Annotated in this window: 18 protein-coding genes; all 18 read left to right on the forward strand. The window is 70.5% G+C overall.

Features of this window, described 5'->3' with window-relative positions; genetic code table 11:
- Positions 1-11 precede the first annotated feature (11 nt).
- The 18 genes from tssE (at position 12) to AC3WLF_RS07150 (ending at position 22,497) form a co-directional block, all read left to right on the forward strand.
- On the forward strand, positions 12-467 hold the full coding sequence (gene tssE, locus AC3WLF_RS07065) for a type VI secretion system baseplate subunit TssE (protein WP_492318275.1): 456 nt from the start codon (positions 12-14) through the stop codon (positions 465-467).
- The gene (tssF, locus tag AC3WLF_RS07070) at positions 460-2,235 is read left to right on the forward strand and encodes a type VI secretion system baseplate subunit TssF (RefSeq protein WP_492355940.1); all 1,776 of its coding nucleotides are present in this window, start codon (positions 460-462) and stop codon (positions 2,233-2,235) included. The genes tssE and tssF overlap by 8 nt, the downstream gene beginning before the upstream one ends.
- Positions 2,190-3,236, forward strand: a complete 1,047-nt coding sequence (gene tssG / locus AC3WLF_RS07075) for a type VI secretion system baseplate subunit TssG (RefSeq protein WP_492355941.1) — start codon at positions 2,190-2,192, stop codon at positions 3,234-3,236. The genes tssF and tssG overlap by 46 nt, the downstream gene beginning before the upstream one ends.
- Positions 3,237-3,247: 11 nt before the next feature.
- Positions 3,248-5,968, forward strand: coding sequence for a type VI secretion system ATPase TssH (gene tssH, locus AC3WLF_RS07080; RefSeq protein ID WP_492355942.1), 2,721 nt, complete (start codon positions 3,248-3,250; stop codon positions 5,966-5,968).
- 3 nt (positions 5,969-5,971) lie between these two features.
- Positions 5,972-7,873, forward strand: coding sequence for a type VI secretion system tip protein TssI/VgrG (gene tssI / locus AC3WLF_RS07085; protein WP_492357995.1), 1,902 nt, complete (start codon positions 5,972-5,974; stop codon positions 7,871-7,873).
- 58 nt (positions 7,874-7,931) lie between these two features.
- The gene (locus AC3WLF_RS07090) at positions 7,932-8,594 is read left to right on the forward strand and encodes a toxin-antitoxin system YwqK family antitoxin (protein ID WP_492350820.1); all 663 of its coding nucleotides are present in this window, start codon (positions 7,932-7,934) and stop codon (positions 8,592-8,594) included.
- 2 nt (positions 8,595-8,596) lie between these two features.
- The gene (locus tag AC3WLF_RS07095) at positions 8,597-8,983 is read left to right on the forward strand and encodes a DUF4280 domain-containing protein (RefSeq protein WP_492318281.1); all 387 of its coding nucleotides are present in this window, start codon (positions 8,597-8,599) and stop codon (positions 8,981-8,983) included.
- A 17-nt stretch (positions 8,984-9,000) separates the two neighbouring features.
- On the forward strand, positions 9,001-9,261 hold the full coding sequence (locus tag AC3WLF_RS07100; RefSeq protein ID WP_492318282.1) for a hypothetical protein: 261 nt from the start codon (positions 9,001-9,003) through the stop codon (positions 9,259-9,261).
- A 20-nt stretch (positions 9,262-9,281) separates the two neighbouring features.
- Complete coding sequence (locus tag AC3WLF_RS07105) at positions 9,282-10,253, forward strand: substrate-binding periplasmic protein (RefSeq protein WP_492355944.1); 972 nt, start codon at positions 9,282-9,284, stop codon at positions 10,251-10,253.
- Positions 10,254-10,303: 50 nt separating this feature from the next.
- Positions 10,304-11,584 (forward strand): dicarboxylate/amino acid:cation symporter, encoded by a 1,281-nt coding sequence (locus AC3WLF_RS07110; protein WP_369798934.1) that lies wholly within the window; start codon positions 10,304-10,306, stop codon positions 11,582-11,584.
- A 32-nt stretch (positions 11,585-11,616) separates the two neighbouring features.
- Positions 11,617-12,318, forward strand: coding sequence for a cysteate racemase (cuyB, locus tag AC3WLF_RS07115; RefSeq protein WP_492318284.1), 702 nt, complete (start codon positions 11,617-11,619; stop codon positions 12,316-12,318).
- Positions 12,315-13,775 (forward strand): dicarboxylate/amino acid:cation symporter, encoded by a 1,461-nt coding sequence (locus AC3WLF_RS07120; RefSeq protein ID WP_492357996.1) that lies wholly within the window; start codon positions 12,315-12,317, stop codon positions 13,773-13,775. Before cuyB ends, AC3WLF_RS07120 begins: the two co-directional genes overlap by 4 nt.
- Before the next feature lie 29 nt (positions 13,776-13,804).
- Complete coding sequence (locus tag AC3WLF_RS07125) at positions 13,805-14,308, forward strand: hypothetical protein (RefSeq protein ID WP_492357997.1); 504 nt, start codon at positions 13,805-13,807, stop codon at positions 14,306-14,308.
- A 45-nt stretch (positions 14,309-14,353) separates the two neighbouring features.
- On the forward strand, positions 14,354-15,682 hold the full coding sequence (tssK, locus tag AC3WLF_RS07130; protein WP_492355945.1) for a type VI secretion system baseplate subunit TssK: 1,329 nt from the start codon (positions 14,354-14,356) through the stop codon (positions 15,680-15,682).
- A gap of 26 nt (positions 15,683-15,708) precedes the next feature.
- A complete protein-coding gene (locus AC3WLF_RS07135; protein WP_492350816.1) occupies positions 15,709-16,461 on the forward strand; it encodes a DotU family type IV/VI secretion system protein in 753 nt (250 codons plus the stop codon).
- A 37-nt stretch (positions 16,462-16,498) separates the two neighbouring features.
- Positions 16,499-20,617: a type VI secretion protein IcmF/TssM N-terminal domain-containing protein gene (locus AC3WLF_RS07140; protein WP_492318289.1), complete on the forward strand. Its 4,119-nt coding sequence runs from the start codon at positions 16,499-16,501 to the stop codon at positions 20,615-20,617.
- Positions 20,614-21,690, forward strand: a complete 1,077-nt coding sequence (gene tssA / locus AC3WLF_RS07145) for a type VI secretion system protein TssA (protein WP_492357998.1) — start codon at positions 20,614-20,616, stop codon at positions 21,688-21,690. Before AC3WLF_RS07140 ends, tssA begins: the two co-directional genes overlap by 4 nt.
- Before the next feature lie 129 nt (positions 21,691-21,819).
- A complete protein-coding gene (locus AC3WLF_RS07150) occupies positions 21,820-22,497 on the forward strand; it encodes an alpha/beta hydrolase (RefSeq protein WP_492355948.1) in 678 nt (225 codons plus the stop codon).
- The last annotated feature ends 51 nt before the right edge of the window (positions 22,498-22,548 follow it).

Raw genomic sequence — 22,548 nt, forward strand, 5'->3', positions numbered from 1 at the left:
CGGGGCTGCACATGTCCGTCATCGTCACCGGGTCGCCGATGCCGCTGTTCGAGCGGCTGTCGGCGGGTGCGAACGCCCCCTCGGCGCAGTTGCTCCAGGGCGAGCCGCTGCGCCAGTCGGTGGCGCGCGAGCTTGCCCGGCTGCTCAATACGCGCTCGCGGCTGACGGCGGCGCAGTTCCTGGAGTCGGACGGGACCGTGCTCGACTACGGTGTGCCGGACTTCTCCTTCCGCTCGTTCCAGTCGGTGCCGGACTGCGACGCGATTGCGGCGCTGGTTGCCCATGCGATCGCGATGTTCGAGCCGCGCCTGCGCCAGGCGCGCGTACGCTTTGCCGAGCGCGACACCCCGCGCCCGGTCCTGGTGATCGACGGCGAGTTGCCGCTGGGCGCCGCGCCGGTGCGCGTGGCGTTCGAGCTCGCCGCGGCAGGCCAGCCCGCTGACCCGCGCTGGGGCGATCATGGCTGAGGGCATCGCAGACGGTGCCGGCGACGGCGGCATCCTGCCGTACTACAAGCGCGAGCTTGCCTACCTGCGCACGGAAGGCGCCGCGTTTGCCGAGCGCTATCCCAACGTGGCCGCGCGCATTGCGCTGCATGGCACCGAATCGCTCGACCCGCATACCGAGCGCCTGATCGAAGCCACCGCCTTCCTGGCGGCGCGTGTGCATCGCGACCTGGACCAGGTGTTCCCGCAAGTTGCCGCAGCGCTGCTGGAGAACGTGTGCCCGTCGCTGGTGCAGCCGGTGCCGTCGATGACGGTGGTGCAGTTCGATCTCGACGCGGCCCAGGGCAAGGTGACCACCGGCTACGCCGTGCCGCGCCACACCGGCCTGCATGCACGCACCGAGGGCGGCGAGATGTGCCGCTTCCGCACGGCATGGGACACGACGCTGTGGCCGCTGGCGGTCACGCACGCGCGCATGACCGACGACAACGGCCTGCGGCTGACGCTTGAATGCGCCGACGGCGTCGATTTCTCCGAGCTCGGACTGGGAACGCTGCGCATCCATCTGCACGGCGACTGGATGGTGACCGTGCCGTTGTATGAACTGCTGGTCACCAGCGTGGCCGGCGTCAGCGTCGAACCGCCAGATGGCCCGCCGGCGTGGCTGCCCGCCAGCGCGTGGCGCGAGGCCGGCTACGGCCCCGGCGAGAACGTGCTGCCGCAGCCGCCGCATGCGCAGCCGGCCTACGGGCTGATGCAGGAGTACTTCGCCTTCGCGCGCAAGTTTCACTTCTTCGACCTGGACCTGCCCGCCGGCCGGCTTGGCAAGGGCCGCAGCTGCGACGTGGTGCTGCGCCTGCAGCGCAGCGCGCCCGGGCTGGACCGGCTGCATGCCGGCATGTTCCGGCTTGGCTGCGTGCCGGCGATCAACCTGTTCTCGCAGACCAGCGAGCCCATCATGCTCGACCACCGGCACTATGAGTACCGGCTGGTGGCGGACCAGCGCCGCGAGGCGATGACCGAGATCCATTCGATCCGGTCGGTGGTGCTGTCGGATCCGGCCAGCGACCGCTCGCTGGCGGTGCCGCCGTTTGCGGCGGCCACCGACGACCCGGCCGAAGGCGAGCTGTTCTGGCACGCGCGCCGCGAGCCGACCTTGCGGGCCAACCTGTCCGGCACCGACATGTATCTCAGCTTTGTCGATGCGGGCAACGTGCAGCGCCTGCCGGCGGCACCCGTGGTCTATGCCAACGTGCTGTGCACCAATCGCCGGCTCGCGGAGCAGGTGCCGGTGGGGGCGCGCATGGTGCTGGAGGATGTGTCGCAGTACGCGCAGGTGCGCTGCCTCTATGAGCCGACCGTGCAGCGCAATCCGCCCATGGGCAGCGAGACCTTGTGGCCGCTGATCTCGCTGCTGACGCTGCACCACGGCACCCTGGCCGGCGGTGGCACCGGGCGCCATGAGGTGCAGCAGATGCTGCGCCTGTTCGCGGGCAACGGCCACCGCCAGCAGGACCAGGTGCGGGGCATCCGCAGCGTGCGCGCGCGCGGCGCGGCCGCGCACGTGGGCACCGAGGCCTGGCGCGGCTACTGCCGTGGCACCGAGGTCTCGATCGAGTTCGATCCGGATGCCTTTGTCGGCGGCTCGCCGCTGCTGCTGGGAGCGGTGCTGGCGCGCTTCCTTGCGCTATATGCCTCAGTCAATTCCTTCGTGCGGCTGGTCGTGCGCCGCGGAGACGAGATATGGAAGCAATGGCCCGCGATGACGGGCAGCCAGCAGCTGCTTTGATCGACTGCCTGGCGTCCAACCCGGCCGGTTTCGACCTGTTCCAGGCCATCAGCCTGATTGAACGCGCGGTGCCGGGGGCACAGCCGGTCGGCCGCGGCAACGGCGCCGGGGAGGCGGTGCGCCTGCGCGGACTGGTCTCGCTGGCCTTCCAGCCGCGCGATATCGGCGCGGTGCACGCGTCCACCGAAGGTGCTGGCCGGGGCGGGCGCCCGTTCACGCTGACGACCCCCGTGATGTCGCTGGCGGGGGCAGGCGGGCCGCTGCCGCTGGCCTACACCGAGATGCTGCTTGAGCGCCGCGCCGCGCGCGACCCCGCGATGGGCGACCTGCTCGACAGCTTCAATCACCGCTTCCTGTCCTTCCTGTGTCGCGGCCGGCGCAAGCACTCGCCCGCACTGGGCGGCCAGCGCCCGACCGGCGGCACGCTGGCGGCGTGCCTGGATGCGCTCAGCAACCTCGGCTTGCAGCGTGGGCCCTCAACCGCCAATGCACCCGCCGGCGCGGCGCCGTGGCTGCGCCATGCCGGGCTGCTGGGTGCGGCGCCGCGTTCGATGGCGGGGTTGCTGGCCATGCTGGGGGACCGTCTCGGCTTGCGCGTGAGCGGGACGCAGTGTCTCGGCGGCTGGCTGCCGGTTGAAGCCAGCGATGCCGTGCGGCTCGGCGGACGCGGTGCAGCCGGGGGGATCACGCTCGGCGGCGGCGCGGTGCTGGGGCGGCGCACGTGGGACCAGGCCGCCGGCATCAGGCTTGATGTGCAGGTGCCCGGGGCCGAGCGCCTGCGCGCCCTGCTGCCTGGCGGGCGCGACCACGCGCTGGTCGCGGCGCTGGTACGCGCCTATGTGCCGCAACCGCTCGACGTGCGGCTCGCGCTCCATCTCGGCACGCGCCAGCCCGCGGGGCTGGGGCTGGGTGCGCGCCTGGGCTGGACCGCCTGGCTAGCCGGCGGCGCCCAGGCACGGCCCGCGCCGGTGCAACTGGCGTTGCGAGCGCACGCATCCTGACCGGCACAAACATGGACATCGATATCCGCACGCTGCTCAGCCGCCTCAATCCCGAGTGCCGGCACGCGATGGAGCAGGCCGCCCAGCTTTGCGTCCGGCAAACGCACTACAGCGTCGACGTCGAGCACCTGCTGCTGCAATTGCTGGAAGGCGGCGCCACGGACCTGCAGGCGATCCTCGCGCATTTCGACCTCGCGCCCGCGCAGGTGGTGTCGCAGTTGCAGAAGGCGATCGACGGCTTCAAGCGCGGCAACGGCCGCACGCCGGCGCTGTCGCCCAACTTCTCGCCGCTGTTCCAGGAAGCCTGGCTGCTCAGTTCGATGCTGCTCGGCGAACAGCAAGTGCGCGCCGGCACGCTGCTGCTGGCACTGCTGGAGGTGGAAAGCCTGCGCGGCATGCTGCTGGAATCGGCGCCGGCGCTGCTGCGGATTCCGCGTGCGGCGCTGCGCGAGGCCCTGCCAGCGCTGCTGGGGGCATCCGCCATTGGCGGCGGGTCCGGAACCGATGCAATCCCGGCAGCGGCGGCCACGGCAGCGTTCGGCATGCCGCAGCGCGGACCCGGCAGCGGGCAGGCATCGGCGCTGGAGCAGTTCACTGTCGACCTGACTGCGCTGGCGCGAGCCGGCGCGATCGATCCGGTGCGCGGGCGCGACAGTGAAATCCGGCAACTGGTCGATGTGCTGCTGCGCCGCCGCCAGAACAACCCGATCCTGACCGGCGAGGCCGGCGTGGGCAAGACCGCAGTGGTCGAAGGCTTTGCCCAGCGCATCGTCTCCGGCGACGTGCCGCCGGCGCTGCGCCAGGTGTCGGTGCGCTCGCTGGACCTGGCGTTGCTGCAGGCCGGCGCCGGCGTCAAGGGCGAGTTCGAGAACCGGCTCAAGTCCGTGATCGCCGAGGTGGCGGCCTCGCCGGTGCCGGTGATCCTGTTTATCGACGAAGCGCACCAGCTGATCGGCGCCGGCGGCAGCGAAGGGCAGGGCGATGCCGCCAACCTGCTCAAGCCTGCGCTGGCGCGCGGCGAGTTGCGCACCATTGCCGCGACCACCTGGGCCGAGTACAAGAAGTACATCGAGCGTGACCCAGCGCTCGCGCGCCGTTTCCAGATCGTCAAGGTGGACGAGCCGGCCGAGGCCGCGGCCGTGGACATGCTGCGCGGCATGGTGCGCAAGCTTGAAGCGCACCACGGCGTGGAGATCCTCGACGACGCCGTGCGCGACGCGGTCAAGCTGTCGCACCGCTATGTCTCGGGCCGGCAGTTGCCCGACAAGGCCATCAGCGTGCTCGACACCGCCTGCGCCCGCGTGGCGGCCGCGCAGAGCGGCGTGCCCGAGGCGATCGAAGCGCTTGGGCGCTCGATCGAAAGCGCCGAGAACCAACTGCGCATCCTGCGCCATGAGGCCGCCACCGGCAGCGGGCGCGCCGACGAAATCGCTGCCGTCACGCGCCAGCGCGACGAAGCCCGGGCGCAGCACGCGCGGCTCAGCGACAAGCTCGCCACCGAGAAGCTGGCCGTCGAGGAAATCCTGGCCTGGCGCCGCAGGATCGCGGCGTTCCTTGAGCAGGAGAGCCAGGCCGAGGCCGGAGCCGACGGTGCGGCGAGGCATGAGGACGACGACAACGCCGACAGCGCGGAGTCGCTTGGCGCCAGTCTCGCGCGCCTGGAAAAAGGCCTGGAGGCGGTGCAGAACGATGAGCCGATGGTGCCGGTATGCGTGGACTCGGCCGCGGTGGCCGAGGTCATTTCAGGCTGGACCGGTGTCCCGGTCGGCCGCATGCTGGCCGACGAACTGCACACGGTGCTGTACCTGCAGGACAAGCTCGGCGAGCGCGTGGTGGGCCAGGACGAGGCCCTCGACGCGATCGCGCGCCGCATCCGCACGTTCCGCGCCGATCTCGATGACCCGGGCAAGCCGGTCGGCGTGTTCCTGCTGGTCGGACCGAGCGGCGTCGGCAAGACCGAGACCGCGCATGCGCTGGCCGACCTGCTCTACGGCGGCGAGCGCAACATGATCACGGTCAACATGTCGGAGTTCCAGGAGGCCCACAGCGTGTCGGGCCTGAAGGGCGCGCCGCCGGGCTACGTCGGTTACGGCCGGGGTGGCGTGCTCACCGAGGCGGTGCGCCGCCGCCCGTACAGTGTGGTGCTGCTCGACGAGATGGAGAAGGCGCATCCCGACGTGCTGGAGCTGTTCTTCCAGGTCTTCGACAAGGGCGTGATGGAAGACGGCGAAGGCGTGCCGATCGATTTCCGCAACACGGTGATCCTGCTGACCTCGAACGCGGCGCAGGACGTGATCACCGAGGCGTCGCGCGGCGGCCGGCGCCCGCCGCCGCAGGAACTGGTCGAGAAGCTGCGCCCCGCGCTGCTCAGGCAGTTCAGCCCGGCGTTCCTGGCGCGCCTGGTGCTGGTGCCGTACTACCACCTGGGCGATGCGCAGATCCGCAATATCGTCGACCTCAAGCTCACCCGGCTGGCGCAACGCTTCGCGCGCAACCACAACGCGCGCCTGAGCTGGGACGAGGCACTGGCGCAGGCGATCACGCAGCGCTGCACCGAGGTCGACAGCGGCGCGCGCAATGTCGACCATATCCTGACCCAGTCGGTGCTGCCGGAACTGGCGCGGCGCGTGCTGGAGCAGCTGTCGATCTCGGAGCCGTTCGGCGGCGTGCATCTCTCGCTCGACACCGGCGGCGGCGTGGCGTTCCGCTTCCTGCCGCAAGAGGGGCGCTGACGCATGATCCCGACACAGGCCACCCAGGCCGGCAGCTTCGCGACACTGGCCACGCCGTTTGGCGGCGACGTGCTGCTGCTCGATGGCTTTGCCGGGCGCGAGGCAATATCCGAGCTGTTCCGCTTCAGCCTGCGCATGCGCTCGGCGGACAAGGCGCTCGACCCGGGCCGCATCGTGGGCCAGCGCCTTACCGTCACGCTGCAGCACCCGGGCGGCGCGCCCCGCTACCTGAACGGCATCGTCACGCGCTTTGCCCACGCCGGCGTCGACCACAACCATGGCTTCTACACCGCGGAACTGGCGCCGCGGCTGTGGCTGCTGACCCTCGGGCGCGACCGCGCCATCTACCAGAACCTGTCCGCGCCGCAGATCATCCGCCGCGTGCTGCAGTCCTTCGACGTGGCGTTCGAGGCCTGCATCACCGAAACGCGCTACCCGGTGCGCGAGTACTGCGTGCAGTACGACGAAAGCCCGTTCGACTTCATCTCGCGGCTGATGGAGGAGGAAGGCATCTTCTACTTCTTCACCTTCGCGGACGGCGCGCACACCATGGTGCTGGCCGACAGCCCGTCGGCCCACCCGCCCGGCGCGCACTGCGCCGACCTGGCGATGCATGACATGGAGCGCCCGCAGGCCGGCGCGGCACGGATGCTCGCCTTCGGCATGGCGCGCCAGCTTGGCGCCGCGACGCAGGTGCTGGCCGACTACGATTACCTGCAGGCCCGGACTTCGGAGGGCACCGCCCAGGCCGGCGCGGCGCCGGTGGCGCAGCAGTACGTGTTTCCCGGCCGGCACAAGGATGCCGCCGACGCCAGCCGCAAGGCCGCGATCCGGGTCGGCGCGCAGCAGGCCCAGGCGCAGACGGGCATGGGCGAGAGCGCGTGCCACCACCTGGCCGCGGGCATCCGCTTCACGCTGCACGGCCACGTCGATCCCGCGCTCGATATCGCCTACGTGGTGCGCGCGGTGGAGCATGCCTGGAGCGGTGATGCCTATGGCAATACCGTGTCGGTGTTGCCGCTGTCGGTGCCATTCCGCGCGCCGCTCAGCACGCCGCGGCCGCTGGTCGCCGGCACGCACACCGCGACCGTGGCCGGGTCCCAGGGCGAAGAGATCTGGACCGATGCGCATGGCCGCATCAAGCTGAAGTTCCACTGGGACCGTGCGCCCGGCGCTAACCAGGACAGCTCATGCTGGGTCCGCGTGGCGCAGGCCTGGGCCGGCGCCGGCTGGGGCCACCTGTTCCTGCCGCGCGTAGGGCAGGAGGTGGTGGTCGGCTATGTCGATGGCGACCCGGACCGGCCGCTGGTGACCGGCAGCGTCTACAACGGCCAGTCCGGCGTACCGGTGCCGCTGCCGGCCATGCAGACGCAGAGCGTGATCCGTTCGCGCGCATCGAAGGGCGGGTCGGCCGGCAATGAGCTGCGCATGGAAGACAAGGCTGGTGCCGAGGAGCTGTTCCTGCGCGCCCAGCGCGCCATGACGGTTTCGGTGGCAGACACCTTGTCCACCACGGTGGAGGCGGGCGGCGAATCGCACCTGGTCAAGGCCGGCGACCTTGCGCTGGAAGTGCGGTCCGGCAATGAAACGCACAAGGTGAGCGGCACGCGCCAGGTCAAGGCGGATGGCGACGAGACCCACACCAGCGGCGCGGCGTTCGCGCACGACGTTGGCGGCAACTACAAGCTCACGGTGGCCGGCAACCTGGTGATCGAGGTCGGCGGATCGATCGCGTTCAAGGCGGGAACCTCGCTGCAGTGCGAGGCCGGCACCACGCTGAGCAGCAAGGCCGGCACCACCCTGAGCAACGAAGCCATGATGGTCCGGCAGAAGGCGTCGGCCGCGCAGACGGTGGAAAGCGGCGGCATGCTCGAGCTCAAGGGCGCCCTGGTGAAACTGAACTGACCCGCGGAACAGAGCCATGACTTTAACTGCCCCGACGCCGCCCGATCCAGGACCCGCCATGGCCGAAGCTTATGACGGCGATGGCCGCCTGGTGTCGCGCGTGCCGCTGGCCGGCGGGCGCCCCCACGGCAGGTTCGAGTGCTTCCATCCGGATGGCTCGCTGCGCCTGGATGCGGAATACGAGCATGGCGAACTGGCGGGGCTGCTGCGTGCCTATGCCGCCGATGGCAGCCTCGAATACGAAGCGCATTATGCCGGCGGCCGCCTGCACGGCATCAGCGCCACCTACCGCAACGGCCGGCTGGAGACGCGCCAGCTGTACGCCGACGGGCAGCTCGCGGGAGAGAGCGTGTGCTACGCGCCGTCCGGCGAGGTGACCGCGCGCTGCGTCTACCGGCAGGGCCGGCTCGAGGACGAGGCCGTCTATGCGCATGAGGGCGCGGTGGTGCGCCGCAGCCGCTACCGCGCCGGCAGGCTCGAGGGCGAGACCCGTGAGTACGGCGCTGGCGGCACGCTGGCGCAGTCGCTGCCGTACCGCAACGACCTGCTGCACGGCATGGCGCGCAGGTTCGACCCGGAAGGCGAGGTCATCGCAGTGCGCAGCTATGCCGACGGCAAGCCCCGGGGCGACTGGCAGGCGATCGCACCCGCCGATGGCGACGATGGCGCGGCAATGCCCGCCGGCTTTGCACAGCGTCTCGAACGCTGGCTGAGGGGTTAGGCATGGCCTTGCAGGTCACCATGGGCGCGACCATGCAGTGCAGCTTCGGGCTGGCGCCGTCCAGCCTGGTCGTGCTGCCGCTGGGCCGCGTGCTGGCCGGCAGCGGTGCGGCCAGCGTGATGGACCACCTGCCGATGGTGAATATCCCGCCCTTCGGCATGTGCAACTGCCTCGGCAACCCGCAGGTGGCCGCGGCCACCGCCGCAGCGCAGGGCGTGCTGACACCGATGCCGTGCGTGCCGGCGACGTCGGCGCCGTGGCTGCCGGGCGCGCCGACCGTGCAGATCGGCGGCGCGCCGGCGCTGCAGGACAGCTCGAAACTGATGTGCGCATGGGGCGGCGTGATCCAGATCGTCGCGCCGGCGCAGGCCACCGTGATGACCCCCTGATGACCGCCGAGGCAAGCATGACCTACGTATTCTCGATGAGCTCGCGCATGGTGACCATCGCCGTGACCTGCGCGGTGCTGCTGTGTGCGCTGCTGTTCCTGATGGGCGTGGAGATCGGCGCCCGCCTGGGGCGGCCTGGCGTACCCCAGCGTGCGGACACCGCACCCATGGCCGTGGCGCCCGCGGCCCCGGCCACTGCCACGCAGCCCGCCGCCACCCAGGCGCCCGCCATTGCCGCTGGCCTTGGCGCGGCTCCGGGCGCGCCCTCGACTCCCTGAAACATGAACCGATTGACGCCATGTCGCTGACTCCCGTCCCTGATTCCCGCCGCGCGGCAACACGCGCGTGGCGCTGGCTGGCGCGCGCCCTCGCGGGCGCCGCGCTTGCCCTGCCGGCCGCTGGCCATGCGCAGGCCACCTACACGCCGGCACCGGCCCACCCGGCGGCATCGTTTGCCGTGCAGGGCGGGATGCCGGAAGGCGCCCCTGCGCCAGTCACCACGCCGAACGGACTGGTGCTGATGCCGGACGGACGCCTGATGGCGCCGGAGTTCGCCCGCATCGCCAGCCGCGGGGAACTGGTGGTCGCGGTGCTGAAGGTGGACCAGCCCCCGTTCTTCCAGGAGCGCAACGGCGAGCTGAGCGGGCTCGATATCGACCTCGCGCGCGAGCTTGCGCGCAAGCTCAACGTGCGGGTGCGCTTCAACCGCGACGCCACCACCTTCGACGGGGTGGTCAAGCTGCTGGCGCAGGGGCAGGCCGACGTGGCCATCAGCAAGCTGTCGCGCACGCTGCCGCGCATGCAGATCATCAGCTTCAGCACACCTTACCTGCGGCTGAACCGCGCGCTGCTGCTCAATCGCGTCAAGTTCGCTCAGATGGCACGCGGCCGGCCGGTGCCGGAGGTGATCCGCGCCTATGACAGCTCGATTGGCGTGGTCGGCAATTCGTCGTACTCGGAGTATGTGGTGAACAATTTCCCCAAGGCCTACGTGACGGCTTATCCAACCTGGGATGAAGCCCTGAAGGCGCTGAACGACGGCCGCGTCGCCGCGGTGTACCGCGACGAGTTCGAGGTCAAGCGCGTGCTCAAGGCGGATCCGACCGCGGCGCTGCGCCTGCGCGTGGTGACGCTGCAGGATCTTGAGGACACGCTGGGCATCGCCGTCAATGTGTCGGCGCCGGCGCTGCTGGGCTTTGTCAACCAGTTCCTCGCCGAGCGGCCCAAGCGGCTCGAGGTGGCGGACGTGCTGCAGGCGGCCACGCGATGAGCGCGCCCGCCATGAAGCCGGGCGCAGCCCAGGCACAGCGCGCAGCGTCCATGAAGCTGGATGCCGGCAAGCTCTACGCCATTGCCCTCAATCCGTGGGTGGTGATCGGCAGCCTGGCGCTGGGCGGCGCCACCGGGCTGCTCTGGCCCGCGCTGGCCCGGCATCTGGGCGTGGTGGGCGATGTCTACGTGGACCTGCTCAAGATGACCACGCTGCCGTTCATGGTATCGGCGGTGATCTTCAGCCTGCAGCGGCTGTTCCGCGACGGCGGGGCCTCGCGGCTGATGATCCGCGTGGTGACGGTGTTCGTCGGCGCGTCGCTGCTGGTGGCGCTGGTGTCGGCACTGGTGCTGATCGTGATGCGCCCGGGCAGCAACCTGTCGAGCGCCACCATGGAGACCTTCGGCGCGATGGTGGGCAGCGATGCCAGGTCCAGCGATACGGTGATGAACCTCTACGGCGAGGATATCCAGGAGAAGTCGCTGAGCCTGTCCGAAGTCCTGACCAGCCTGATCCCGACCAACATCTTTGCCGCGCTCGCCAATGGCGACGCCCTCAAGGCCCTGGTGTTCGCGCTGATGTTCGGCCTGGCCGTGGGGCGCGTGCCCGAGCGCATTTCGATCGGGCTGAGCCTGTCGCTGGAGACGGTCTACCACGCCTGCCAGAAGCTGATGCACTGGCTCAGCTATCCGCTGCCCGTGATCCTGTTCTGCATGAGCGCGGCGCAGCTGGGCAAGTCCGGCCTGGAACCGCTGCAGGCAATGATGCAGTTCGTGCTGGCGTTCTCCATTGCGTCGGTGCTGCTGCTGGCGCTGGCGGTCGGGATCATCTGGAAGCGCTCCAACCAGAGCCTGGGCGCGACGCTGGACGCGCTGCGCTCGCCGTTTGCGCTGGCGCTGGCCACACGCAACAGCGCAGCCTGCATGCCCAGCATGATCGAGTGCCTGGTCGACCGGCTCGGCTTTGCCCGGGTGCGCGTGGAACTGCTGGTGCCGCTGGCGATCTCGCTGCTGCGCGTGGGGCCGATGGTCTATTACGTCTGCGCCACGCTGTTCATCGCGCAGCTCTACGGCCACCCGCTGGGCCTGGTCGATATCGCCACGGTGCTGCTGGCCTCGGTGCTGGCGGGCTTTGCCTCGGCCGGCATGACGGGCCTGGTGATCGTTTCGCTGGTCGGCATGACCTGTGCCTATCTTGGCCTGCCGTTCGAGGCCGCATTCATTCTTTTCCTTGCCGTCGACCCGGTCTGCGACATGCTGCGCACGCTGATCCTGGTGGTCGGCAATACCGCGGCGGTGTCGGTGATCTGCCCGCGGCCGCTGAAGCTTTAGGGTCGGTTCATATGAACAACGGAAGTACTGGCATGACCATGATCGGGGTGCTGGGCGGCATGGGGCCGCTGGCGACGGTGGATTTCCTTGATCGCGTGGTGCGGCTCACCGATGCCGCGCGTGACCAGGACCACCTGCCGATGGTGGTGGCGCACCTGCCGCAGACCCCGGACCGCTCGCGCTCGATCCTGGCTGGCGATGCCTTGCCGCTGCCCTACCTGCTGCGCGGCATCGAGCTGCTCAACCGCAACCAGGTGGGGCTGGTGGTGATCCCCTGCAATACCTCGCACCACTGGTATGCGCAACTGAGCGCGCACAGCGCGGCGCCGATCCTGCATATCGCGCGGACCTGCGTGGCGGCCCTGCCTGCCGATACCGGCAGCGTGGCCATCCTGGCCACGCGCGGTGCGCTGGCCTCGGGCATCTACCAGGAAGCGCTCGGCGCGCGCGGGATCGGGGCGGTGGTGCCGCCGGAGCCGGTGCAGCTGCAGGTCGATGCCTGCATCCGGGCGGTCAAGGCCGGCGCCCTGGACCAGGCCGGCGAGGCGCTCGGCAGCGCGCTGGCGCGGCTCGCGGCGCTCGGCGTCGGCGCCGCGATCATGGGCTGCACGGAAATCCCGGTGGCGGCGCGCGGCCTGGCCGCGCCGCCGCTCATGCTGGTCGACAGCACCAACGAGCTGGCACGGGCGACAGTGGCGTTCGCGCTGGCGCGCGGCTGGAACAAGGCCGCATGAAAGCCCTGAACTGGCTCTCGCACAGCGTGCCCGGGCTGCTCTTGTGCCTGGTGGCGGGCGCGCTCGCCGGCACGGTGGCTGGGCCGCTGGGCCGCTTTGCATGGCTGGTAGGACAGCTCTACCTGTCGGTGGTGAACATGGCCGCGGTGCCGCTGCTGGTGGTGGCCACCTTCTTCGGCCTGCGCCAGGTGCTGGCGCTGCCGCGCGCCGGGGCGCGTTTCGGCGCCATCTTCGGCACGGCTGCCGGGGTGGTGGGGGTGTGCGCGCTGGCCGGCGCGCTGGCGGGGGTGCTGGCCGCGCCGGGCGCGGAACTCTCTGCCCGGGCCAGCGAAAAGCTTGGCGCGCTGATCCTCAGCGGCGTGGCCGATGGCGGCGAGGTGCGCGTGGACCTGCATGGCAAGGCCGGGGCCGAGGCGGATACGGACAAGCCGCCGCACGCGCTCGGGGACATCATTCCCGACAACTTCTACCGCGCACTGGCGCATGGCCAGACGCTGGGCGTGCTCACCGGGACGCTGCTGTTCGGGCTTGCCTTCGCGGCGCTGTCGCGCGAGCAGACCGGCATGCTGAGCAATGTGTTCGAAGGGATCTACCGCACCTTCGAGCAGATCATCGCCCATGCCAACTTGCTGATCCCGGTGCTGGCATTCGGGCTTGCGGCCCATCTGTCGATGCATGCCGACCGCGCCACCATGGGCGCGATGGCCGGGGTGCTGGTCACGTTCCTGATGCTCTGCCTGCTGCTCAGCGGCGTGGCCGCGGCCGCGATTGCCGCCTGCGCGCGGCTGCCGTTCTCGCAGGTGGTGACCGAGCTGAATGGCTCCATGCTGGTCGGCCTGGCCTCAGGCAGTGCCACCGCGCCGATCCCGCACACGATCGAGGCCATGAGCGCGCGGCTGGGTTTTCCGCGCGGGCTGGTGGAGCTGGTGGTGCCCCTGGGCGCGGTGTTCGTGCGCGGGGGCTCGGCGCTGTACTTCGCGCTGGTCACGGTGTTCGTCGCCAACCTGTACGGGCGCCCCGTGGGCGCCGGCGACGTGGCATGGATCGCGATGGCCGCCACCATCGCGGCCTGGCTCTCGGCCGGGCAGGGCGGCCTGGGAACGATCGCCTATGCGGGCGTTGCGCTCTCGGTGCTGCAGTTGCCGGCGGAGGCAGCCGCGGTGTTGCTGCTGGCGATCGACCCGATCTGCGACGGCCCGCGCAATGCCTTGAGCCTGGTCTGCACCTGCGCGGTGATTGCGCTGGTGTCGGTGGGCCTGCCGATGGAGCGCGTCGCGGCGCAGCGGACGGAGGGCGTGGATGGGCGCGCCGGCGTGCCGGGCCCACGGCTGCCCGCCGCACAGGCCGCGGCGGTGCGGCTGGTGCTGACGCGCGCGCAACTGGCGCTGGCCAGCGCCAGCGCGCTGCTGGCCGCGCTGCTGATCGTGCTGATGGGCATCGGGGTGGGTGCGAAATGATGCCGCATCCGCAACCACGAAGGAGTCTGATGATGACGACGCCCGTGCATCTCTTGTTCCTGCGCCGCGCCGGCACGCTGCTGGCGGCGGCTGCGCTCGCTGGCCTGCTCGGGGGCTGCGCGGCCTCTTCATGGCCGGGCTTCAAGGGGGACAAGGTCAAATGGAAGCAAGTCACGCTGACGGCGGCGGCGGATGCCAACGGCAACAGCCCGGTGGCCGTCGACGTGGTGCTGGTCAGCGACGAGGCCCTGCAGGCCCGGCTGGCAGAACTGCCCGCGGCCAAGTGGTTTGCCGGGCGCAGCGACCTGGGCAGCACCTATCCGAGCGGGCTGCGTTATCGCAGTTGGGAACTGGTGCCCGGCCAGCGGCTGGACGTGCCGGCCGAAGACCTGGAGGGGCCGCGCGTCGCCGCGGCCTATGTGTTCGCCAACTACCAGGCGCCGGGCGCGCATCGCGCCCGCGTCGAGCAATTCAACGGCACGCTTGCCGTGCAGCTCGACAGCGCCGCCTTTACCGTGCTTGTGACCAAATGAACCTGTTTTTTCCTGCCACGGCCGCGTACGGCCCGGGAGCCCCCCATGTCTGAGCGCGCGCTGCCGGTCGATCGGGTTGAATGGCATGAGGGCATGCTGCTGGCGCCCCAGCATCTCCAGCTGCTGGCCGGGCGGCTCGATTCGCTGGTGGCGTGGCAGACGCTGGCGGCCGCACCGTTTGGCTGGGGCGTGCGCCGGCTGGAGTTCGACGCCGGGCTGCTGCCGGCGGGCGTGGTGCGCGTGCTGCAGCTCGAAGCCATCATGCCGGACGGCACGGCCGTATCCTACGCGCGCGACGATGCCCGCCAGCCGCCGCTGGAGCTGGCGCTCGAACCGTTTGCCGACGCGCTTGCCGGCGGCATGCTGGCGCTTTACCTGACCCTGCCGGTGGCGGCCGCAAACCGCAAGGACGGGCAGGTGCGGCGGTTCCGCTCGGTGGCGGGCGCCCCGGTGGAGGACGAAGTGTCCGAGGCGCCGCCCGCCGACATCCCGCGCCTGCTGCCAGGCCTGGCACTCGATGCCGGCGCCAGGCCGTCGCCGCTCCATGTGTCGCTGTGCCTGGGCGCGGTCTACAAGGACAACGAGATCGTGCGGCTCGGCGACCGCCTGCCGCCGTTGCTGGAGGTGGCATGCGGCAGCGCGCTGTGGACGGCGGTGGCGTCGCTGGTGGCCCAGCTGCGCGGCAAGGCCGCGTTCGTGGCCAAGCAGACCGCGATCCCGTCGTCCCGGGCGGACGACCGCCTGACCCAGCTGGAACTGAAGGACCGCTTGCGCAGCCTGGTCAGCGCGCTGCCGCTGCTGGAGGCGGTGTTGCGCACGCCGCATCTGCACCCGCTTGCACTCTACCTGGCGCTGGCCTCGGTGCTGGGCTCGCTCAGCCTGCTCAAGCCGGGCGGCCTGCCGCCGGTGCCGGACGACTATGACCACGCCGACCCCATGGCCGTGTTCACGCCGCTGCTGCGCGCGCTGCGCGAGACCCTGGCCGAGGTCAGCGAAGAGTACCGCGAGCACAAGTTCGAGTTCCGCCACGGCGCGTTCGACATCGTGCTGCAGCCGGACTGGATCGGCGAGCGCCTGGTGGTGGGCCTGCGCGGGCAATCAGAGCGCGACCTGCTGGCGTGGATGTCGGGCGCTGTGGTGGGCTCGCAGTCGGTCTACCCGTCGCTGCGCACGCGGCGCGTACTGGGCGCGGTGCGCCGTGTGGTCGAGCATGCCGAGGACCTTGGGGTGCGTTCCGGCTCGGGTTACCTGTTGTTCGAGATCGAAGCCGATCCCGCGCTGGTCCATGCCAGCGAGGCGATGGTGATTGGCAATCCCAATGAAGGCGCCAGCGTGCAGCGGCCGCAGGAAATGCTGCTGTTCGTCAAGGGCTGACGGCAGACTATCAAGGCAAACAGACTATGGCGCGCTACCGACCGGAAACCGAGGAAGACGATCTTGCCACCGGGCAGTTCCGGGCGTTCCTGGATGAACTCGTCAAGCTGCAGGAGCGGTTCTCCGAACAACCCGACCTCAGCGGCGAAGCTGCCGCGCAAGGCATGAACCGCCAGCTGCTGAACCTGCTGGAAGTGCAGACCCTGCAATCGCGGCGCGACAGCTCGCGCTTCGAGATGGAGGACGTGGCCGATGCCCGCTACCTGAAGGCGGTGCTCGCCGATGAAATCTTGTTGAACGCCGATTGGGCCGGCCGCGCCGCGTGGCACGGGCATCTGCTCGAATCGACGCTGTTTCGCACCAACGTGGCCGGCGACCAGGTGTTTCGCCGTATCGAGCAGCTGCTGCTGGACCGCGAGCCGTCGCGCCGCAACCTGGCACGGCTGTACCTGTTCACGCTCGGGCTTGGTTTCCAGGGGCGCTTTCGCGGCGCCGATGCCGAAGCGCGGCTGCGCAGCCTGCGCGAGGAACTGTATGAGTTCATCTACCAACGCCGGCCAGACCTGGGCGGACGCGAGCGCGTGCTCAGCGAGCCCGCCTACGCCCACACGCTCTCGCATATCGCGCCGCGCAAGCTGCCCACGATGACGCGCTGGACCGTGGTGTTCCTGCTGGGCCTGGCTACCCTGCTGGCGCTGTCCGAGGTGACGTGGCTGTGGCAATCCTGGCCGGTGCGCGAAGCGCTGCGAGCCGATACCGTGGCCGGAGGCACGCCATGACGCGCCGGCAGCCCATCCGCGCCCGGGAGGCAGGCGCATGCTGACCAGCAACCTGTTTCTGATTTCGATCGGCGTGCTGACGCTGGTGGCGCTGGCCGTGCTCGGCGCGGTGCTGTATTTCGCTGCGCAGCGGGCCCGCGCCAAGCCGGCGGCCGAGCGCAAGATCGTGCGCCTGCGCACCGATTCGCTGCGCACCGCGTTCCGCCAGGCGATCGAGCTGGTCGAGGGCAATATCGCCTCGCGCGCCGAGCGCTACAACATTCCGTGGATCCTGGTCCTGAATGAGGGCGAGGATGCGCGGCCGCTGCCGATCGCGCAGTCCGGCGTGGCCAGCGTGCTGAGCTCCGACGCTGCCAATGCGGCCGCCACGCAGGGGATTTCATGGCACTTCTTTGACCGCGGCGTGGTCATCGACATCAATGCGGCCTATCTGGGCTCGCCTGACGACGATACCGATGAAAAGCCCTGGGACGAGTTCCTCGGCCTGTGCCGCGGCTATCGCCCGCAACGGCCCTTCGACAGCGTGGTGGTGACGGTGCCGGCGGCGATGCTGCTGGCCGACGACACCGACGCACAGCTTGAGCTGGTGCGCCGGGCCAAGCTGGCCCACCGGCGGCTATGGCTGGCGCAGAACCGCTTTGCGGTGCGTTTCGCGGTCTATGTGGTGGTGACGGGCTGTGAGTCGCTGCCGGGCTTCGCGCACTTTGCGCGCGCGCTGCCAGAGCCGATGCGCGCCGGCATGCTGGGCTGGTCCTCGCCGTACGACCTGTCGGCCACCTACCAGTCGGGCTGGATCGATGCCGCCATGTCGGGCGTGGTGCGCGCGGTGTCGGACGGTGTGGCCGAGCTGCTGGCGATAGGGGCGCAGGAGGTGGATGCCTGCCAGTCGCTGCTGCTGCCGGCGCGCATCGAAGCCATGCGCGGGCAGCTCACGCGCTATGTCGACGAACTGCTGCGGCCCAGCGCCTATCACGAGCCCTTCTATCTGCGCGGCGTCTACCTGACCGGCGACAGCGGCGAGCTGGCGGCGCATGCGCCGGCCTTCGCCGCGCCGCGCCTGCGTGCGGCGCAGCCTGACGCACTGGCGCCAGAGGATGCGCATGCGCCGGAGCTGGCGCCGGCAGCCAGTGCCAGCTCGTCCGCCGACCTGCTCAACGAGCTGATGCGGCAACCGGCGTTCCTGCGCGACCTGTTCGAGAAGAAGATCTTCCTTGAGTACGGGCTGACGCGGCCATCGCGCTCGCAGCAGCTGGCGCGGCCGCTGGTACACCGTGCGCTGCGCTGGGGCGGCATGGCCGTGCTGTGCGCGTGGGGCGGGGGACTGCTGGTCGCGGCATGGCAGATGGGACATCGCCATACCGAACTGCTGGCCGCGCTTGGCGAACTGCGTGCCGGCGCGCAGCAGCGCGCGCTGGCCGCGCAGCGCGGCCAGGACCTGCCGCCGGACTGGTACCGGCGCCAGGCGTTGGGGCTGATCGCGATGAACCAGCGCCTGAGCGCGCAGTCGGTCTCGTCCTGGTTCATGCCGGGCTCGTGGGCCTTTATCGACGACCTGGACGGCCGCGTGCACGATCGCTTCCAGCGCGCCTTCGGCGAGATCGCGCTCGACACCATCGATCGCGAACTGCTGGCACGCGTCGACACGCTGACAGGCGTGGGGCGCGACCCGAGCACCGGCCAGCTGATTATCGGCGACAGCTGCCTGGCGCCGCCGGGCGCACGGGGCGAGGCCCTGCCGCCACGCAGCCTGGCGCTGGAAGACATGCCGGAGATGCGCGCGCTGCAGCAGTACGTTGCCGCGGTCGACCAGTTCGACGCTGCGCTGCAAGCGCTGCACCGGCTGGAAACGCCGCAGCCTGGCAACGCCGATGCGCTGCGGCTGGTGGTGCGCTATGCGCTGGGGGCGGAGTTGCAGGGCGAGGTCTCGGGCAGCCTGCCGTATTTCCAGCGCGACCCTGGCAAGGGGCGTGGTGCCGCAAGCCTGGCAACCGGCGGCAGGGCACTGACCGCGCTGGTGCCGCCCTTGCGCTGCACCTTCGACAAGGGCGCGCGCCAGCTCGACGAGCGGCTCTTCAACAACAACCCGCTGCTGGTGGCCGAGCGCGCCGTCAGGTCCAGCCTCGATGAACTGGCCGGCGGGGCCAATGCCGGCAGTGGCGTCAACCGGGTCCTGGCCGACTACCGCGGCATTGTCGCGGCGATCGGCACGCAGCAGGAACTGCTGGCGTCCGGCAAGGGCGGCTGGATCAGGCAGCCCCAGTTCGCCGCGGGCACCGTCTACGCGCGCACGCTGGCGCAGGCCGCGCAGAACCGGCTGCTCGGCGAAGACCTGGTGGCCGCCGCGCGCGCACGCGCTGAAAGCGGCTTCCAGGCCTTCACCGGCGAGCTGGCGCAGCGCTTCAGCGGACCCGACAGCGGGATCGCGTGGCAGGACAAGGACGGCCGCTTCGTGGTCACGCCCGAGCGGCTGGCCTTGCGCGACCGGCTCGCCGCCCTGCTGAACCAGCCGTTCATGGCGCCGCCGCGCGACCTGGCGCTGCCGTCGGTGCCGGCCGGGTCGGCGGTGCTGTGGGATCGCCAGCAGCTTGACCAGGCCATCGCCCTGGGCGACATGCGCAAGCGCTTTCTTGACGAGGGGCTGACGGGCCTGCCAGGCCCCTGGCGCGATGCGATTGCGCAAAGCGTGGACCAGCAGTTTGCGCGGCTGGTGACCGACCAGGTCGCGACCGCGGCAATCCTGGCGCCGCTGCAGGCCGATGGCGGCAGCGCCGGCTTCGAGGCTGCACTGGGCCGGATCGCGCGCATCAAGACCATGCTGGGCGAGATGCATGCCATGTCGCGCGTGGATGATCTCGATGCGCTGGTTTCGCGCGATGCGCTGGCACGGCTGCGCGCGGTGGACGAGCTCCTGCAGCAGTCCGAGCTGTACGCGATCCGGCAGGGCAGCGCCGGCGACGGGGCCCGTGCGCCGCGCGCGCCGCTGCTGACGGCGTTCGGGCTGAACGACGCGGCGGCGCTGGGGCCGTACCTGGACCAGCAGTCGGCGCGTGCGCAGGCGCTGGGCCGCGAGGCCGCGGTGTATCTTGCCGCGCTCTCGCCCGCCGACGCCGGCTCCGGCCTGGCATTGCGCTGGCAGGCGCTGAACCGCGACCTGGAACGCTATCGGCTCAAGAACCCGAACAGCCGGCTGCTGATGCTGGAGCAGTTCGTGCAGGCCGCGGCGGCCGAGTCCGGCCAGGGCGTGTGCCTGGCGCGCTTTGCGGCGCGGCCGGCCGGCGGGGATGACTACTTTGCCGCGCTGCACGTGCGCCTGTACGACGGCCTGCTCGCGCGCTGTGCGCAAGGCTACTTTGCCGACCTGCAGCGGCAGTGGGACGGGTTCTCGGCCACGTTCAATGAACGGCTGGCCGGGCGTGCGCCGTTTGGCGGCGGCGCCAACGCCGGCGAGGTGCGCACGGCGGACTATGCCGAGCTTGGCCGCGTGCTCAAGCGCTATGAACCGCTCTCGGCGACGTACCGGGCCGCGCGTGGCGACGGGCCGCTCAGGAATATCGCGTCCGGCGTGCCGGTGCACCAGTTCATCGACAGCTTCGACCAGGTCAGGACCCTGCTCGCGCCACTGTATCCGGTCGAGGAGGGCGCGCCGGCGGGCTATGACGTGAGCGCGGAGTTCCGCGTCAACCGTGGCGCGGAACTGGCCGGCAACCAGATCATCGACTGGACCCTGACGCTCGGCGCGCAGAGCCTGTCGATGCGCGATGCGCCGCGCTCGCTGCACTGGGACTACGGCAGTCCGGTGACGCTGACGCTGCGCTTTGCCAAGGACTCACCGATGGTCGCGTTGCCTGACGCCGAACAGCGCGCGCTGGCCGCCGACGGCAAGACCATGACCTGGCGCTTTGCCGACCCGTGGTCGCTGCTGTCGTTCATTGCGCGCCATCGCATCGCGGATCCGGGCGGACGCGCCGACGGCACGGCGCAACTGCTGCGCTTCGACTTTCCGCTGGGCAGCGCCGCGCCGGATCTCACGGCGGCGCCCAGGCCGGTGCGCGGCCGCGTGTTCCTGCGCCTGGTGCTGACGGCCGCGGGCAGGAAGATGCCGCTGCCGTGGCCGCAAAGCTTTCCCACCCGGGCTCCTGAATGGACCAACCTATGACGACGCCAACGCAAGACCGCATCCCGGACGCGCAGGCACTGCTTGCGCCGGTGCCGGGCGACGATCCCGCGGGCGCTTCGCTGCGCTACGAGCCGGTCTATCGCGCCATCGCCGAAGCGCGCCAGCACGACGACGAGTCCTTGCCGATGCGGGAATGGGAGCGCCCGCTGGTCAAGGCTGACTGGAAACGCGTGGCCGCGCTCGCCAGCGAGGCGCTGGCCACGCGCAGCAAGGACTTCCAGCTGGCGGCATGGCTGTGCGAGGCGTGGACCCATCTGCACGGCGCGGCCGGCTTTTGCGCCGGGGTGCGCTTGCTGGGGGCGTTGGCGGACGCGTATTGGGATAGCGCCTGGCCGCGCATGGAAGCCGACGATGCGGAGGCACGCTGCGCCCCGATCGCATGGCTCAACGAGACCTTGCCGGCGGTGCTGGCGTTGCATGTCCCGCTGTTGTCGCTGGCCGACGAGAAACCCCTGCACATCACGCTGGACCTGTGGGAACGCAGCCTGGCGCCGGTCGATGACGACGACAGCCTGGGCCGCGAGGCGCTGCTGCAGCGCGCGCATCACGCGCCCGACCGGACCCGGCTGGATGCGTTGTGGCGCGACCTGCACGGTGCCAGCGCCGAATGGGCTGGTTTTGACCGGCGCATCGACGCGCTGCTGGGGGCGCAAGCGCCGAGCCTGGCGCGCGTGTCGGACACGCTGGCGCGGCTGGTGCGGGCGGTGGCCGCGCTGCGCGGCGACGCAGCGGGCAGCGCCCACAGAGGCGAACCGGCCGGTAGCAACGATCGCGTGGACGATCCCGAGCCGCTGCCGGTCTTGCCGGCCGCGGGACCGGGGCAGACCGTCATGCTGGCGCACGGCCGCATCGAGAACCGTGCTCACGCCTACCAGTTGATCCGCGACGTGGCCGACTACCTGGCGCGCCATGAGCCGCACAGCCCCACGCCTTACCTGCTGCGGCGCGCGGTGCGCTGGGGGCAGATGCCGCTGGCGGACCTGATGCAGGACATCCTGCGCGAGGATGGGGATATCGGGCGGTATTTCTCGCTGCTGGAGAACCAGGATTAGGGCAGGTGCAGGTTTGATCCCTCTCCCGCAAGCGTGAGAGGGAGCTCGCTGTCGGTCGTCCGGAGCCCATCGCCACACTTAGATATGTGATATACAATATATTAAGTGTGTATAACGTCTCCTGCCGCCATGCTCGATCCCTCGCTGTTCGGTCGCTTGTCGTTCACCCACGCTGATCCCGTCGACGGCCCGCTGCCACCCGGGCGTAACCCGCTCGGCGTGGCTGCGGAGCGCGATGCCGTGCTGTTCGTTCCGGACGGCCTGCCGGACCGCGGGCCGGTGCCGCTGCTGGTGATATTCCACGGCGCGGGCGGGTTTCCGGAAAAGGTGCTGCCGCATATCGAACCGCATGCGCAGCGCCACAAGTTCCTGGTGCTGGCGCCGCATTCGCTCTTCCCGACCTGGGACATCGTGATCGGCGGCAACGGCCCCGACCTGCAGCGGCTGCACCAGGCGCTGACCGCGGTGACTTCGCGCTACCGGGTCGACCCGGGCCGGCTTGCCTTTGCCGGCTTCTCGGACGGGGCCAGCTACGCGCTCTCGGTCGGCATCACCAACGGCGACATTGCCAGCCATGTGATTGCGTTCTCCGGCGGCTTCATGTCGGTGTTCATGCAGGAGGGCGCGCCCAGAGTGTTTGTCGCGCACGGGCTGGCCGACGAGCAACTGCCGGTCGCCACCAGCGGCCGCGCCCATGCGGCCAGGCTGAAGGCCGCGGGCTACGACGTGCAATACGTGGAGTTCGATGGCCTGCATGTCATCCATCCGCCCGTGGTCGAGCGCGCGATCGATTTCTTCCTGCAGTGAAACCCCGGCCGCTGGCCGGCGCGGCCATGCCATTCAACGGGAGTGCGGTAC

The sequence above is a fragment of the Cupriavidus sp. FW306-01-F10A genome (assembly GCF_058782785.1).